Raw genomic sequence first — 15,964 nt, 5'->3', positions numbered from 1 at the left:
ACCCATCCTAGCATTCTCTTACCTCTAGATTTGCTGTTTGATTCGCGATGGATTTAACCTCGGCTTGAACCTGATCACTGGGGAGGGCGAGGTGTCCATGCAGCACGCGGTGCCGGAGGGCCTGTCAGAGGCGGAGATACGCCAGATCCTGACCGACGTCCTGCTGCCGACATGGACAGCCGGCGCCGTCCCGCAGGACCGGCCGGTGGTCGTGGTCGTCGCTGGTCCGCCAGGCAGCGGCAAGTCCACGGCTGCCGACGTCATCCACAACGTGCTCCAGTGCCGAGGAGGAGCGGTCCGGATCGGCAGCGATCTCTACAAGCGGGCCCACCGGGAGTACGAGACGCTGCTGGAACGCGACGTTCGGACGGCCGGCGGCGGGGTGCGTCCGGTGACCCGCTGGTGGCAGGCGGAGATCGAGGCGTACGCGCGCGCCGCCGGGCTGGACGTGGTGGTGGAGCTGGCCCTGGCCGACGCGGCCGAGGCTCGCGCCGTGTCGGCTCTGTACCGGGCGGCCGGCTACCGGGTCGAGCTGGTCGTCCTGGCGGTGGCCGAGGCGGACAGCCAGCTCGGGGTCCTGGAGCGGTTCTTCGGTCCCGAAGGCCGGTACGTCGCCTGGGAGAACCAGGACCGCTGTGCCGACGGACTGCTGGATTCGCTCGAGGTGATCGAGGCAGAGCACCTGGTGGACCGGGTGACCGTGGTCCGCCGCGGGCTGGAGCCGCTCTACGACAATGAGCTCACCGACGACGGGATCTGGGGCCGGCCGCCGGCCGCGGCCGAGGCGGTGCGCGCGGAGCGGTTACGGCCCTGGAGCGCGCCCCGTACCCGCGTCTTCCGCCGGAGCCTGGTGCACGCCGAGACCCTGGTCCACGACGAGCGCCTGCCCGCGGACCGCCGCTTGGCCGTCTTCCGCGATGCCGAGCGCGCCGCGGCGGCCGCCGAGCCGGTCCGCCGCATCGCGCACCCGCTCCCCGGCCCGCCGGGCACCGGCTACCACCGCCTCAGCCCAGACCAACACCGCTGGACCTTCGACGAGCTGATCGCCCCGACCTTCCTGCGCAAGGCCACCTTCCGCCCAGACCCGCTGGTCGTCTATCTGGTCGGCGAGCCGGGTGCACGGCAGCTGGAGGCGCGGCGGATGCTGCGCCGGGCGATGCGGCCGCGCACCGTCGTGGTGGATCCCGACCTGCTGCGCGGCCACCACCCGGCCCACTTCCAACTGATCGACGACACCCCGCGCCTCGCCGACGACCTGGTGCGCCCTGATGCCGAGGACTGGCAGGCCGAGGCCGAGGCGTACGTCCGCGAACGGCGCGGCGACCTGCTCATCGAGGCCGACTTCACCAGCGCCGCCGACTTCGCCTTGAGCGCGGGCCGGTTCGCCCGGGCCGGCTACCGGGTCGAGGTCGTGGCCCTGGCCGCCCGGGCCGCTGACAGCCGGCAGCGCACCCTGATCAACCACGCCCGCGCCCTGGAGCTCGACGTGGTCACCGCGCTCCCCACCCCGGCCGCGCACGCACAGGCCTGCCGGGTGGCGGCCGACATCGTGGCCGCCGCGGCCGCCGACCCGAGCATCAGCGTGGTGCGGGTGATCGACGGCGACCACCGGGCGCTGGGCCGGGATCGGTGGGCCGCCTGGGTCCTGGCCGCTGCCCGGCGCCGCCCTTACACCGACGGGGAGGCCGCCTGCTTCCACTCCGTTCAGCGGGCCCTGCACCGGGTGCTGCCCCGAATGCGGGAGGAGATCGCCGGCATCACGGCCCAGGCGCAGCCGCTGATGCCCGCCGCATGGCAGGCCCGCCCGGTGGAGCACAACAGCGGCCCTGCCCGCCTGCCGCTGCCCGCGGCCGACTGGCTCAGCTGCCCGTGAGTTCCTTAAGCCGGGCGGCGTAGGTCACGGCGATCTGCACAGTCTCGTCTTCGTCGGCTTCCTCGAGCCGGTCCAGGTCTTCCACGGCCTGGTCCCGACCTGCCCGCAGTTCGTCGAGGGTCTCCGCGTCCGTGCCGTGCTCGAGGGCTTCGGTGAGGCGGGCGTTGTACCAGCGGATCACCTCCTTCACCGACCGCTCGGCCTGCTCTGCGTCTCCACCGGTCTGGTGGAGCGGCTGGGGCGTGGGGTCTTCGGGGGTGAGGGAGCCGGTCACGGCGGTACCACCTTGGTTGTTCTGGGTACTTGACCAGCCGATTCTTGCTGACGCACCTTCACTGCATGTCGGAGGGGACTGGTCGAGTGGGCAGTAGACGATCAACAAGGGAAGCAATGGCGGGGGGATTCGCGACCGCTGTTCAGCACCGACAGTAGGTGGAAGTCGGTGAGGCGCTCACGGGCAGTGGCGCAGTGTCCAAGCCGCTCTCGGTGAGGACTCGTTCCACGTCACCGATCCTCCGATTCACTACGACGCCGTCCCAGCTGGGCCAGGTGGCCGTGGTCTTCTGTCGCAACTGCGTCGCGGCCGGCTGATTGCCTACTGCCGGGCCGCAGCGGCGGGCTGGCCATGTGGGTCGGCGCTTCCGTACCAGCCCAGGAGCGCGCACAGGGCGACGAAGCCTACGCCGGTCGCCAGGTCGCGGGACCAGCCGACATTCAGACAGAGGGGGGCAAACGCCATAGGGAAGGCGATGCCCGCCACGCACAGCAGGAGATGGTTCTTCCGCTCACCGGCCACGCGCATGAATGCCCACAGGACCAGAGGGATCGTTAGGGTGCCGTTGATCGTGACGATCGGGGGGAGGTCCTCCACGCGCTTGTGGTTGATCTGCGCCAGCCACGGCGTCAGCCCGTAGTCGATCCACACAACCAAGGCGATGGCGACGGCTCCGGCGACGGCGGCCTTGGCGGTGCGTATCGCCGGTCGGCCTTCTGGGCGGGGGCTGTCCGGCTTGTGCTGCATCCAGCCGTCGTACCAGCCCAAGCCAGCGCCGGCGACCACGAAGAGGGCGCAGCGCCAGGTCCAGGAAGAGTCGCCGTGCCACTGCCATACCGGGTCCAGGATGCTGTACAGGAAGATCCCGCCCGCGTACGGAAGGGCGTAGTTTCCTCGCAGACCTGCGCGCCGCATGATCGCCCACAGGGTGATCGGCGGGATCAGCGTGCTCACGTACCAGTACACGCCGCTCCTGCCTGCCAATAGAAGCAGAAGCCATGTAAGTGCCAGGGCTATGGCCGCCGCGGCGGCGGCTGCACCGGCGCGCGCCGTGAGGGGACGTAAGGCATTCATGGGGCCATCCTCGGGGCCGGGCCGGGTGGTGGTCTATCCGTGCGGATACTCAGCTGACCGGGCCGGGCCGCACCCCTTTCGGGGGCGGCCAGGCCCGGTCAGTCACTTGCTCAGTGCCGAGCGGAGGACACCTGCGTAGACGCCGGCTCCGGCGATGTTCGGGTGGAAGGACTGGGCCGACCAGCCGAACTGGGCGTCTCTGAGCAGCGGCCAGTCGACAAGCGGTAGGTCGCTGTCGGTCAGGTCCTTGACCGCGCCGTGGATGGTTTGGGGGTTGCCGCACACGTCCTTGCCGCGGAAGGCGCTCCGCGGGTCGCCGAAGACGACATTGATCTTCTCTGGTCCGGTGCGCAGGGAACGGGCGACGCCGTCCATGGTCGTAGCGAGGTGGTCTGCCACCTGTCCCAGCCACGCCCTTTCGGACAGACTGAAGATCGGCATGCAGACACCGTCGTCTTCCGGTAGAACGCGGGGGTAGCCCATCAGGACAATCTTCGCGTTAGGCGCCTTGGCGTGGATGTTCTCAATGACCAGCCGGATGTCCCGTGCGACGACATCGGTGATCAGGCCAGGGATGGCTTCCTTCATGGGTTTGCCCTGGAATTTCTCCTCGCCCTCGATGTCCTTCTTGTTCTCGAAGAGGGTTCCTTTGCAGGACCTGTCGAGGGCGCACCTGGAGACGACGTAGCTGAAGCGGGCGTCGTTGCCGCCGATCGAGATCGTGACGAGCGTGGTGTTGTTGTCGAGATAGCCCTGGTCGATCTGCGGCCTCTCGTTGTAGTTGGTGTCGGTGAGGATGTCGGAGGTGAGGGCCCCAGAGCATGCAGGCATGTGGTAGTCCATGCTCGCGTCCAGCTTGTCGTCCAAGCTCCCCACGGACTTGCTCATGCCCGGGAGGGTCACCTGCCTCGCCCATGCCAGCTTGGAGCGGTGGCAGGCGTTGCGGGTCCCTCTGGCCAGCTTGTCGAGGTAGTTCGTCTCCGGGTAGTAGTCGCGGTTTCCCTCCGAGGCCCCTTCGCCCGAGGCGTAGGAGTCACCCATCGCCACCATGGACACCTTGGGCTTGCCCGGCAGCGGGACGAACGCGACGGAGTCCCACGCGATGTCCTCGTCTCCCGTGCCGTCGCCGGTCCGGTTGGACAACGACACCTGCGGCCGAGAGCCCTTGAACCGGAACGCGCCCAGGCTCACCCACGTGTTCTTCCGGATGCGCTGGGGAAGGACGCGCTCGCTGCTGGTGCTGTCCGACCCGATCACCCGGTACTTCGCCTGGCGTGTGTGTGCGCCGTGGTCGGGGATGTGCACCAGGACCCGCATCCAGCCGTTGACGCTCTTGCCCAGGGTCCACGTGCCCGTCACCTGCAGCCGGTCGAACCGGCTGGAAGCCTGCTGGGTGTGGGTGAACCAGAAGTGATTGCCGTAGCCGGCGCCGATCTGGTGCAGGTCGATCTTGCCGGGGTAGGTGCCGTTCCACGAGGCGAACTTGAAGCCGAACGTGCCCGCCGAGGACACCTTCCCGCAGCTTCCCGGACGAGACCGCCCCGGATGGCCGGCCGGGGTGACGCCGTCGGGCACATCGTCCACGATCAATGCCCCGGACGCGCCGGCCGGCAGCCCGGGGGTGCACCGTGGCGGGTAGGAGGAGTTCTCGTTGGGCTGTTCGGGATAGGTGCTGTCGAAGCGGTGCACCGGGTTCCCGCACTGGCCGCCCCGGCAGTCCTTCCACTTCGCCTTCCCGTGCCACCAGCACTTGAGGTAGAGCGGGTCGGACTCGCTGGGGTCGCCGGGAAGGGTGCACGGCCCTTGCCCGGTCTTGTTGGACGCCCCCTCGCTGATCTTGCTCGGGTTGCAGTCGTTGTCCTTCGTGCAGAACGTGGAGGTGCGGGGCTTGGCATCGGTGCGGTCCGCGGTGGTGGCCCACCAGGCAGCCCGGTAGCCGGGCTGAAAGTCACCGACCTTGAACATGGCCGACGGCGGGCGGGCCGCCCAGCCGATCACCTTCTCCGGGTACGGCCAGTACTGCGGGGTCGCGGCGTCGGAGTACTTGTCGCCGCCGTTGACGCCTTCGAGGAAGGGGTTGCGGTTCTCCTTCCACAGGGGATTGGCAGGGTTGTTCGTCCACCCCAGTCCCCACTTGCCGGCGTTGCTCGGGGCCTCGGACTTCAGGTGGAAGCCGGAGTTGTAGGCCCACAGGGCGAAGAACCAGTTCTCCATGTACTTCGGGTTGCCGTCGTTGAGGATCAGCCCCGAATTGCGGAGCTGATTCCACTTCTCGGCGAGGATGTCGGCTCCGGCCGCGATGTTCGCGGTGTAGTCGAGAGCGACGGCTTCCTTCTGCACGGTGGAGAGCCTGCTGTCGGACTTGCGCATCCCGTCGGTGACCTGCGTGATGCCGTACCCGCAGTCGGCCTTGGCCCAGTTGATCGCCCACGGGTCGCCCTGGCTGCCGTCGGCGGAGTATCCGATGCCGTAGTAGTTCCCAATGAGGGAGTTGGCCGTCAGACCGGGGACCGCGTAGCGGGTGGCCTGCCACATGTTCGACTCCTGGGCGGTCACGCCGAGCAGGATCTGCGCGGGGATGTGCCAGTCGTCAGCGTGGTCGATCTTTCCGTTCGGGTCACCCGCCAGGACCCGTAGTGGGAACAGTTTCTGCGGCTGGTACGGCTTGATGCCCGTGTTGTTCCAGTTCGCCGGACGGTTGATCCACTTGTTCAGGCCGTTGATGACAGCCTGGTCAACGGCCCATTCCACCTGCCGTGGGGTGGGCTGCATCGCCTGTTTGTGGACGTCGCTGCGGGGCACCGCGCAGGTCCGTTCGCTCTCCACGGGGTTGGTGGGGGATCCTGTGGCAGTCCTCGCCCTCGGGGGAGTCAGGGCGGGTGAGAGGGCTTTGCCCTGCGCGGCTTGGAGCGCGTCGGAGGGTGAGACGGTCATGGCGGCGGTTCGGCCTGTGGCCAGGGTGGTGACTTGTACCGTAAGGGGGCGGAGCGACCCGTCCCCGGTGGGTGCCTTGTCCGCCCACCGGGATGCCACCAGCGCCTGCCCAAACGTCGTGGCGGTCGCGTCCTTGGCGGCGCCGGGGTTCTTCACCGCGCGGGGCAGGATGCCGACCTGCTTGGCCTTGCCAGTGACGAACACTGTGCCGCTGGCCGACGCGGTCAGGTCGATGTCCGTCAGTCTGCCTGTGGCCAGTGTGGCGAGCCCTGGCCGCGTCCACCGCTTGACCATGGCGTCATCGCCGTGGCCTTCGAGGAAGACCAGGCCCCCGTCGCTGTCGGCCCGGAGTTGAAATGGCACCTGGCCGGTACTGGCCAGGACGGTACGCGTGCCCCGCGAGTCGATCTTCACGAGGCGGAAGCCGTCGGCTGCGGCGATACCGTCCTGGAACGGGACAGCGGAAGTCACCTGGCCGGCGACCTTGAGCGGAGTTCCCGTCGTGCCGCGAAGGGCGTCGATGGTGACCAGACGCGTTTCCGGCGTGGTGGCGGAGTCGTCGGTGAACTGGGATACCACCGCGCGCTCCCCCCGCCCGCAGCCGGGCGAGAAGTAGGCCAGGGACGACTGTTTGGGCAGTTTCGTCACCTTGCCGCTGTTCAAGTCCACAACGGCCGTGAAGGCGCCTCGCGTCATTAGGCGCGGGCTGTTGGTGAACGTACGCGGCGCGTACACCGCCACAGCCCGCTGGCCGGACGCGGTCACGCACGCATTCCCGATCCACGCATCGGCGTCGAAGCCTGGCTCGGCCAGGGTGGCCGCCGTGCGCCAGGTGTAGCCGTCGCGTTTGTCCGCGACGAGGATATGGAAGCCCTCCGCGTCCGAAGAGGTGGTCCATGCTCGGTCGCCGGAGATGCGCCATCCGGTGCCGGTGACGGCGTCCCGGTCGGCCGGCGGCACCTGCGGCGAGCCGAGCGGCTCTTGCAGGGGTTGGGTGGCCTGCGCGGCGGGGGGTGCGGCGGTCTGCGGGTTGGTGACTGCTTGGGAGGTTCCCGCCCCTACAGCAAGGGCCAGGGCGAGGGTTCCAGTTAGCAGGGCTGCTAAGGGTATGGGCGGCTGTCCGCCTCTGGTCGAGCGCACGGGCTGTCTCCTGTTCAGATGCGTTTGGCGGACCCGTTGTCGTTCTTCAGATCGGAGATGAGGTTCTCTCCGGGCCAGTAGTCTCCGCACTTGGGGGAGAACGCCTGGCTCGGCCCGAGGTAGCCGGACGAGAAGTAGACGCGGTGCGTGGCTCCGCACTCGGCGTTCGTGGCCGATGCAGCTTCGTTCTTCACCCCCTGCCCTTCGCCGTCGCCCCCGAGGCGGCAGGTGTTGTAGTCCCCGTCGATCTGCCCGGCCCTGAACACGTACCGGACAAGGGCGGCCTGGTTGGGCGAGTAGCCGAAGTAGTCCGGTATCGACCTGTTCGACAGGAAGCACGGGCTTTCGGAGTACCAGGTCTGCCCGCCCCGGCTGTTGAAGTGGATTGAGAAGCAGTACTTGTCCGCCGTGCTGTTGCACGCGTCGGACTCGTACGAAGTGGCAGCGGCAGCGCTACCCGCCCCGAGGAACAGGCTCACGATGGCGCCCGCTACGGCTGCCCGTCTGAGGATCACCGGGGGGCTCCCTTCGTGTAGCCGGCCGCAGCCTTGGCAGCGGCCTTGTCCTTCTTCACCCGGTCTGCGGTAAGTGCCGACGAGTGCAGAGCGATCTCCTGCTTCTGGCGCACGGTCTCGGCCGCGTGCCAGATATCGATCAGCCGCACCTGCGTCTTGCACATCACGTCGGCTGTGGCGAGACGGATCTCCTCGGGCGAGGCGGCGGGGGCGGAGACCGAGGACATCACCAGCCCAGCAGCCTTGAACGGATCGGCAACCTTGTAGCCCCTGGCCTTCATGCACGCCGACCAGGCCGCCACGGCCTGAACGACTCTCTTGTCGGAGCGTGAGGCGGAGAACGCACGCCCCTGCGCCGCGGTGGCCTGAGGTGTATCGGGCAGGGGGTACATCGTGCTGGCTTCCTTGCGGCAGCCGCCCTTGGGGACGTTCTTGCCCTTGTACTTGCCGTCGGTCACCTCCGGGCCGGTACCGGAGAACACCGCCTCTTCCGCGCCGGAGGCCGGCTGCCAGTTCGAGGGCTCCGGAGCGATCTGCGGCAGGTGGTAACCGTCCGACTTGGCGCTCTTCGCATCGGAGAGGCCGTACCGGCGCCCCATGCCAGCATCGATGTTCGCCACGACCGTCCTAGACGAGACTGTCGGCGGGTTGAACCTGGTCAAGCCGTAGCGGCGCATACAGGTGCGCCACTGATTCTGCACCGCGACCTGCCAGATGTAGCGGTCCTTGGCGGTGTAGGTGTAGGCGTCGAGGGGCAGGGTCATGCCTTTGGTGAGGCCCTGGACAGGGGCGTCGGGCAGGGACTCCATCGGCACCACGGCGACCTTCTGAGCGCCGGATTCTGCCTCCTGCGAGGTGCCGCACCCAACCGTGCCGATGAGCAGCAGCACGGAGGCCGCGGCGAGTTTCCTTAATCGCATGGGCTTTCCTTTCTGTGCGAGATTGGGGCACCTGCCCGGTGAGGGGTAGCGCGAGGCTTGAGGATCAATTCAGGGCAGGGGGCGACGGGCAACTGACGGATTCAGCCCGTCGGCAAAGCCGCACACGGCTTTCGTCCCCCAGCGAGCGGCGACTTTGAAGGACGGCACCGGGGACTCAACAGATCTCCAAGGGACAGCGTGGGCCCAACGGGTCGGGCGGCCCTCATCGAGGGCCGCCCGCTACCGCTCAGCGCCGACGCTCAGCGGGTGGCCAGGACCGCCCGGGAGTCGGCCACGGCCTGCGAGGTCGCGTTGCGGTCGGAGTCCAGGCGCTGCTTGTGCTGTGCGATCGCGGGCCGCTGCTGGGCGGCCTCTGCGTCGAACCAGACCTTGGCCACGTTGTACGTGTCCCTGCACTCGATGTCCGCCAGGGCGGTGGCGATCTCGCGGCGGGTGACGGTGTCAGGGTCGTTGAAGCGCGGGTCGTCGTTGGCGTCCATGGGCTCCTTGTAGGAGTAGCCCTTGGCCTTCATGCACGAGGACCACTTGGCGAAGACCTCCTTGACCTGCGGCGAGGCAGTGGCCTTGCGGAAGGCGTTGTTGCCGAGCGTCTCCGCGTACGAGCCGAGGAGCTGTGCGGTGGGCACTTTGGCCTCGGCCAGCGAAGCGCAGCGGCGCTTCACGCCGTCGTCCGTGCCGGTCCGGTCGACCGCGCCGACCTCCATGGCCGTGTTGTAGGCCTTCTGCTCGGCCGCGTCCGGGTGGTATCCGCGCCGGCCGGCGAGCTTCTTGTCGTGGATGCCGTAGCGCCAGTCCGTGAGCGTCTTGCCGCCCAGAGGCGGGAGGGCGGGTGGCGGCGTCCACTGTGGGAAGCCGGCCTCGTTGACGCATTTGGCGATGGCTTTCGCCCGTGCGCGCGTGATGGTCTGGGCTTGCGAGGCGGTGGGCATGTAGGACTCGACGGGCAGCGTCCAAGTCGCGGGATCCCGAGGGTCGGCCTTCTTCACCACTTGCCCCGCCTGCGGCACCGCGCCATCCGGACCGCCGCCGGCCTGGGGTGCACCGTGCTGGCCGTCCATTGAAGCGCCCACTACGACTGCGACCGCCGCCACCGTTGCTGCCGCTGCCGCCGGTAAGGCGACCCTCCTCAATTTTGGTTTCAACTTCCTTAGCTCCATTTAAACGACGCATTGTCGTTGTAGACGTTCACGAACCGGTCGATGTGCTGGTACGGGGCCATCACGTCCTTGGGGCCCTTGTAGCCACTGCTGTAGTAGACGTTGGCCCAGTACGAGTCGTGGTCGTTCTGGCCGGAGGCCCCGTTGTTCTTCACGTTCTTGCCGCTCCCGGCCAGGTAGGTGCTGCCCAGCGGTATGGAGCAGAAGCGCATGGGGTGTGCGTGGCCGTCGCCGGGCCAGAGAGCGTCAAAGTCGTAGACCGAGTACCCGACGTTTCGCCATGTTCCGTTCTGGCCGGAGTTGAACCAGAGGTGGAACTTGAACCCGGACTCCCACGGCTTGTAGCAGGCGTCCATCTGGTACAGGTTCCACGAATCGAACTGATCCGCCTGGGCAGTTGGCGCCGCGAACAGGACGCCGAGCGCGGCCAGAGCGCCGGTGAGCGTCCCGGCGATGGGCTTCCTCATCGGTTCAGGCTGGGCGAGCCGGCGAGCTTCCAGGTGATCGGGCCCAGGCCGTCGCCGGCGATGTCGTAGACGGCAGTGGCGTCCCCCGACCACTGCTTGCCCGGCTCGAGGGCGGCTGATGGCGACTGGCAGCCGATCGGCACGCGGGGGTCGTCGGGAACGTTCGAGTTGAGAATGTCGGTGAAGTCGCACGTCGCGCTCTTGACCACTGTGTCCGAGCCGCCGGGCTCGCGGCTCTCCAGGCGCGTGATGACCTGGAAGGAGTTGAACCGCTTGCTCGCCATGTCGGACTGGCCGTCGTTGATCAGCTCCCAGTGGAAGAGGATCTTCCCGCGGGCCTTGTCCCCGGACAGCGTCTCGAGGCAGACCGGTACGGACACGATCGTGTCGGGACGGGTGCCGGGCAAGAAGATGGGCTTGGCGTTCCCCGTGGTGGTGCACGTCTCCACTGCGGAGGCCGGAGAGACTGCGATGATGCCGGGTATCGCCAGTACGGCGGCGGCGAGGACAGACCCTCGGGCGAGTAACCGGTTCATGTCGATTCCTCGTTTCTAAATCAGTGCTTAGCAGGGCAGCCTCATTTCAGCGGGCTGGGGCCAGCGCGTAGCACGTTTGATGGATTCGGTGTCGCGCCTGCCGCACTCAGGGCGGACGCGGGATCCGACTTTGACCGACAGTCCACAGTCGACTCAAGCGTTTCCGAGCGTGTCGGCAGCTGTTGTCTGAGATCAATCGCAAGCTCTAAAAGAATCCTCACAAAGCGCACTCAGCCGCCTCACCTGCGGAAACGTAAAACCTTCCGTTCGCGCTCGTCGGCGGAATCGAGAATTCCCTGATCCGTGAATGGCCGATGTTGGGCGCTAGTGTTGGCGAGTCGATAGCTTTGCGATGGAGTGACGCGAATCAGAGAATGTCGCATTCATCCATTAATGCCTTGAATGTGCCTACTGTAGCCATTTGCCCTTGTTGGGCGTGCTCGCGGGGCAGCAGCGCGGAAGAGGTAGCCGCTGGAGGATCTCCCTCCGCTCTTCCTTATCGAGATGCCCAAGATGTCTTCGCGCGCTCGGGTACGAGCACCGAACGCTGCCGCTCTCCTCGAGCCTCACAAGCGGTGGCCGCAACTTGCGCCGGCCCAGTGTTGCGCCGACTGCTGGCCAGCGGCATGAGACGTCGAAGACGCAGAAGGCTGGCAGTGCTGAAGTAGCTGACCAGCCGATTCTTGCTGACGCACCTTCACTGCGCCCTGGTCGGGCATAGGTTGAGGACAAAGACAGCGATCACCAGGGGGAGCCATGGCCGGACGGGATCTGCGGGCGTTGTTCAGCACCAACGACCGGCAGGTGGAGGCCGGTGAGGCCTTCACGAACCGGCAGGGGCAGTGGCAGATCGTCCAGGCCGCCCTCGGTGAGCACTTGGCCCGTATCACCGCCGCCGGTTTCACGGTGGAGGATCTCGAAGCCCCTCGGAACAACATCCTGGTCATGCACGGGGTCGGGGGAATTGGGAAGACGACACTTTCGCGGACCCTGGAGGCAGCGCTCGCCGGCGCCGAGGGCCGTCCGGCCCGCTGGGGCGAGCCCGTCTGGCCCGCCCGGCCGACGCTCTTACCGATCCGGATCGACCTCGCCCGGTCCGCCGGCGTCGACTTCGAACGCCTCGTCCTCATCATCCGTCTCGCCCTCGCCGCGCACCTCGGTCGGCCCCTGCCGGCCTTCGACATCGCGCTGCGCCGCTACTGGGAGCACCAGCATCCCGGCGAATCCCTGGAGGAGTACCTGCGCCGCGGTGGGCTCGCTGCGCGCTTCGGGAAGGCGCTGCCGCAGCAGATGCAGTCCGCACTCAGCGATGTCGCCCAGGCCCTGCTACTGCCCGGCACGATTGGCAGCGCGATCGGCCAGCTCACCGGCGCTCTGACCACTGCGATCCGCGAGCGCCGCCAGACCGTCCGGGCCCTGGCCGGTTGTGCCCGGCTCGCTGACCTCTTGGACGTCGAGCCCGACGTCGACGCGCTCTCCTACTACCCGCACCTGCTGGCCTGGGAGCTCGCCCAGCTCCCCGCCGAGCAGGCCGTGGCCCCGGTCATCCTGCTGGACACCTTTGAGGACACCGGCACCCGCACCCACCGCGACCTCGAACGGCTCCTGCAGCGCCTGGTGTGGCTGATGCCGAACACGTTCTTCATCGTCACCGGCCGCGGCCGCCTGCAGTGGGCCGACCCAGCGCTGGAGGGCCAGCTCGACTGGACCGGCCCCACCGCATGGCCCGGGCTCGTCGGACAGGCCGTACCCGGCCCTCGCACCGCCGGCACCCCGACCGGGGCCGGCCGTCAGGTCCTCATCGGGGACTTCTCCCCGGAGGACTGCTCCGACTACCTTGCCCGGCGCCTGACCCGCGACGGCCAACCCTCATCAACGCCGAGCTGCGAGCCGTGATCGCCGAACGCTCCCACGGCCTGCCCCTCTACCTCGACCTTGCTGTCCTCCGCTTCCTGGAACTCCGCCGGGCCGGCCTCACTCCTGCACCTGCAGACTTCGGCACCGACTTCCCGGCCCTGCTCACCTGCACCCTGGCCGACCTCACCCAGGACGAGCGGCACCTCCTGCGCGCCGTCAGCCTGCTGGACGCGTTCGACCTGCCCGTGGCGGCTGCCGCCGCCGGCCTGTCGCACCTGTCCGCAGCCGCCCGCCTCGTGGAGCGGCCCTTCGTCCGGCACGACCCCTTCGCGCTGTGGCCCTACCACCTGCACGCTCTAATCCGCTCCACGCTGAGTACCGCGGACGACGCCACCGACGACCGGTGGACCGATACCGACTGGCAGCGCGCCGCCGCCCGCGCGCTGGCCGCGCTCGGCGCACAGTGGCAGACCAGCACCGGGCCGGACCGGCGCCTGCTAGTCGGCTGCCTGCGTCAGGGCCTCGCTCTGGCCCGCAACCACCAGCTCGAACTGGACTGGCTCACCGACGCCGCCTGGGCCTACACCGACGACTCCGTGTGGGAACCCCTCCCCCTGCCGGCCCGGGACGGCCGTGAGGGCGACCTCGCGACCGCCGCGGATGCCTTGGCCGAGCTCCTGTCCGCGCTGGCGCGGCGCCAACACGAGCACCGGTCCATGACCGCCTCCCGACTCACCCGCGTCATCAACGCCGACGTGCTCCCCGCCGAGCTCGCCGAGATGGCCGTCTACTACCGGGCCAAGGCGTTTCGTGACCTCGGCCAGAACGACGCCTCCCGCGACGGCATGCGCCTGGTCGCCGACGGCAGCGGGCGGCTCGCCCCAGCCGCCGCCCGCGGGCTCGCCCACCTCGCCCGCGCCACCGGCGACTTCCCCACCGCACTGGCCACCGCCCGTACTCTCGGCTGGCCCGGGCGCGGGAACCGCGTGCTCGGGGACATCCACATTGCCCACGGCGACATGGACCAGGCCGCTGCCGCGTTGACCACTGCCCGTATCGAGGCCGAACAGCACGGCAACGCCGGGGAGCAGGCCATCGCGCAGGCCCACCTCGCCCTCGCGTGCGCCTTCTCCGACCCCGACCGCGCCGACGACGAGCTCGCCCTCGCCGAGCAGCTGCTGGCCGGACTCGACCAACGCGCCACCTCTCTCACCGTCCAGGTCGCCGCCCTGGCTCGAGAAGCCGGCACCCTCGCCGACCTCGAAGGCGCCCGCGCTCTGCGCGCCGAGATCCGCGCCGCGGGGATCACCACGGCCGAGGCCGCCCTTGAGCTCGCCCTTGCCCTCCACCACGCAGTCCTGGGCGAGCACGACAAGGTCCGCAACGTCATCGACCGGCTGCACGAGCTCGCCGAACGCGGCGACTACGCCTACTACGCCGATGTCGCCCACTACATGGCTGACCTTCCGCTGGCTGCTCCGTCTGTCGTCGCCTGGCTCGATGGCGCCGAGTCCGTCCGCCTGCGGTGGCAGCACCTCGTCCGCACCCGACAGGCGCGCCGGTAGGGGCGTGCACCTTCACGGAACCAACGGCAGAGCAAGGAGCTCCGCACACCCATGGCCAGAGGTATCAACGATGACGGCCCTCACCGTCTGTCCGCAGCTGAGCAAACCCTGCGCGACGAGGAGCGGGGGAAGCTGCTCGAGCTCAACCGTGCTGTTCGGGACATCGGGTCCGAGCTGGCCGGGGCGAAGAGACACACGCGGGTCCGGAACGCGGCCTTCTTCGTCGCGCTCGCCCTGCTGATGGGCGCTGGTGCCTGGAGCGTCGCTGTTTGGGAGTGGGAGCGCTTCCTGAAGGTGGACATCATCTGTGGGGCGCTGGCCCTGGTCTGCCTCATATCCGCCTTCCTTGCCAACAAGGCACTCCCCGTTGACAGCTCTCTCGACGAGATGGAGGGAAGCCTCGATCGGCACCGGGACGAGCTGCGCTTCCTCAGTGCCCTGGTCCGACCTGGCCTGGCTGAACAACGCGCGCTGTACCGCGAGGATGTTCAGGCCCTCATCGAGGGCTACCAGCAGGACTCACGGAAGTACCGGCGGACGCACAACAGCCTGCAGAACCTGGTCATGGTGGGGTCGGCGTTCACCACCACCATCGCAGCCCTCGACGCGAAGGAACCAACCTGGCAGAACCTCGCCGTGCTCTTGATCAGTTTCGCGATCACCGTGGCATCGATGGTCAACGGGTACTACAAGTTCCGCGAACGCAGCTACTTCCTCCAGCAGACCGCCGATGCGATCGAGGAGGAGGCGAACGCCGTGAGCCTCGGTGTCGGCGAATACAGCGAGTTCACGCCCGGCCAGGAACAGCAAGCATTGGCCCGATTCACCCAACGGGTGGAAGCCTTACGCAACGAGCAGCGCCGGCGTCAACAGCAACTCGACCAGCCAGCGGACCAGGCACCGCCCATGGGCCCGCCGCCAGCCTGACCGCACCTCGTCACGACAAGACACTGGCACCGCTGGCAACGTCACAGGCCGCAGCCCGAGCAATACCCGGGCGGAGCACGCCCGAATGCGCCTCAACACCGAATCCGTCAAGATCGGGAACACACCGGCCGGCGCACCGCCGCCTCCGCCGGCCGCCACCTCTTTCGGCCCTCCGTACAGACAGGCGGAGGGCTGAAGAGGGGACGCCATGCCCACCGGTGCCACTGCACTGCGGCGGGCATGGGCGAGGTGCAAAACACCTGAGCGCAGTCGTGTGAGTGCTGGTTTTCACAGGTCAGAGCTGCAACGCGGGCCTGTTGCAGTCGCCAGCTTGCACTCACGTTGCACGGGGTCCGCAGTGCGCGACGGTGCCTGGTCAGGGGGCTCGCACGCGACATGATCCGCGCCTCCGACGAACTGGGCTTGCGGTAGCTGTCGGGAGCCTGCCCCGCGGCCACGAATCGCGGGGCAGGCTCCCGTATGGTCAGCGCCGGCAGGGGGTCGGCCTGCGGAGTTCGTCCCCGGCGACGAGGAATGCCAGGACGACGGCGACTGCTTCGTCGCGTAGGACCCGGGCCGCCTGCTGGAGCCGGTCCGAGTTCGGTGAGGGCAGGGGTAGGGCCACGCACTGCGGGTCGGCGCCTGTACCGATGGGAACAGCGGCGCAAGCGGTACCGAGGGTGTACTCCTGCAGGTTCCTCCAG

Annotated in this window: 12 protein-coding genes; 4 read left to right on the top strand and 8 right to left on the bottom strand. The window is 68.4% G+C overall.

Features of this window, described 5'->3' with window-relative positions; genetic code table 11:
• Nucleotides 1-64 precede the first annotated feature (64 nt).
• Nucleotides 65-1,873 (top strand): zeta toxin family protein, encoded by a 1,809-nt coding sequence (locus ACIQCH_RS13245; protein ID WP_402580764.1) that lies wholly within the window; start codon nucleotides 65-67, stop codon nucleotides 1,871-1,873.
• Here ACIQCH_RS13245 and ACIQCH_RS13240 read toward each other — a convergent pair.
• The 8 genes from ACIQCH_RS13240 to ACIQCH_RS13205 form a co-directional block, all read right to left on the bottom strand.
• Nucleotides 1,860-2,147 carry a hypothetical protein gene (locus ACIQCH_RS13240; protein WP_402580763.1) on the bottom strand — a complete coding sequence of 96 codons (288 nt, stop codon included), beginning with the start codon at nucleotides 2,145-2,147 and terminating at the stop codon, nucleotides 1,860-1,862. The genes ACIQCH_RS13245 and ACIQCH_RS13240 overlap by 14 nt on opposite strands.
• 321 nt (nucleotides 2,148-2,468) lie before the next feature.
• Complete coding sequence (locus tag ACIQCH_RS13235) at nucleotides 2,469-3,113, bottom strand: hypothetical protein (RefSeq protein WP_402580762.1); 645 nt, start codon at nucleotides 3,111-3,113, stop codon at nucleotides 2,469-2,471.
• 210 nt (nucleotides 3,114-3,323) lie between these two features.
• The gene (locus ACIQCH_RS13230; RefSeq protein ID WP_402580761.1) at nucleotides 3,324-7,295 is read right to left on the bottom strand and encodes a transglycosylase SLT domain-containing protein; all 3,972 of its coding nucleotides are present in this window, start codon (nucleotides 7,293-7,295) and stop codon (nucleotides 3,324-3,326) included.
• A 14-nt stretch (nucleotides 7,296-7,309) separates the two neighbouring features.
• Nucleotides 7,310-7,810, bottom strand: coding sequence for a hypothetical protein (locus ACIQCH_RS13225; RefSeq protein ID WP_402580760.1), 501 nt, complete (start codon nucleotides 7,808-7,810; stop codon nucleotides 7,310-7,312).
• Complete coding sequence (locus tag ACIQCH_RS13220) at nucleotides 7,807-8,700, bottom strand: hypothetical protein (protein WP_402580759.1); 894 nt, start codon at nucleotides 8,698-8,700, stop codon at nucleotides 7,807-7,809. The genes ACIQCH_RS13225 and ACIQCH_RS13220 overlap by 4 nt, the downstream gene beginning before the upstream one ends.
• 290 nt (nucleotides 8,701-8,990) lie before the next feature.
• On the bottom strand, nucleotides 8,991-9,740 hold the full coding sequence (locus tag ACIQCH_RS13215) for a hypothetical protein (RefSeq protein WP_402580758.1): 750 nt from the start codon (nucleotides 9,738-9,740) through the stop codon (nucleotides 8,991-8,993).
• A gap of 158 nt (nucleotides 9,741-9,898) precedes the next feature.
• The gene (locus ACIQCH_RS13210; RefSeq protein ID WP_402580757.1) at nucleotides 9,899-10,375 is read right to left on the bottom strand and encodes a hypothetical protein; all 477 of its coding nucleotides are present in this window, start codon (nucleotides 10,373-10,375) and stop codon (nucleotides 9,899-9,901) included.
• A complete protein-coding gene (locus ACIQCH_RS13205) occupies nucleotides 10,372-10,911 on the bottom strand; it encodes a hypothetical protein (protein ID WP_402580756.1) in 540 nt (179 codons plus the stop codon). The genes ACIQCH_RS13210 and ACIQCH_RS13205 overlap by 4 nt, the downstream gene beginning before the upstream one ends.
• 756 nt (nucleotides 10,912-11,667) lie before the next feature.
• Between ACIQCH_RS13205 and ACIQCH_RS13200 the strand changes: the two genes are divergently transcribed.
• Genes ACIQCH_RS13200 through ACIQCH_RS13190 form a run of 3 tightly spaced genes read left to right on the top strand, consistent with a single transcriptional unit; the run spans nucleotide 11,668 to nucleotide 15,260 of the window.
• Nucleotides 11,668-12,807 (top strand): hypothetical protein, encoded by a 1,140-nt coding sequence (locus ACIQCH_RS13200; protein WP_402580755.1) that lies wholly within the window; start codon nucleotides 11,668-11,670, stop codon nucleotides 12,805-12,807.
• A complete protein-coding gene (locus ACIQCH_RS13195; RefSeq protein WP_402580754.1) occupies nucleotides 12,804-14,333 on the top strand; it encodes a hypothetical protein in 1,530 nt (509 codons plus the stop codon). Before ACIQCH_RS13200 ends, ACIQCH_RS13195 begins: the two co-directional genes overlap by 4 nt.
• Before the next feature lie 51 nt (nucleotides 14,334-14,384).
• The gene (locus ACIQCH_RS13190) at nucleotides 14,385-15,260 is read left to right on the top strand and encodes a DUF4231 domain-containing protein (protein ID WP_402580753.1); all 876 of its coding nucleotides are present in this window, start codon (nucleotides 14,385-14,387) and stop codon (nucleotides 15,258-15,260) included.
• Nucleotides 15,261-15,964: the final 704 nt, after the last annotated feature.

Source organism: Streptomyces sp. NPDC093225, assembly GCF_044753805.1.
In the GTDB taxonomy this organism is placed as follows: domain Bacteria; phylum Actinomycetota; class Actinomycetes; order Streptomycetales; family Streptomycetaceae; genus Streptomyces.
The sequence above is the reverse complement of the archived record's forward strand: the minus strand, read 5'-3'. Positions and strand labels throughout refer to the sequence as shown.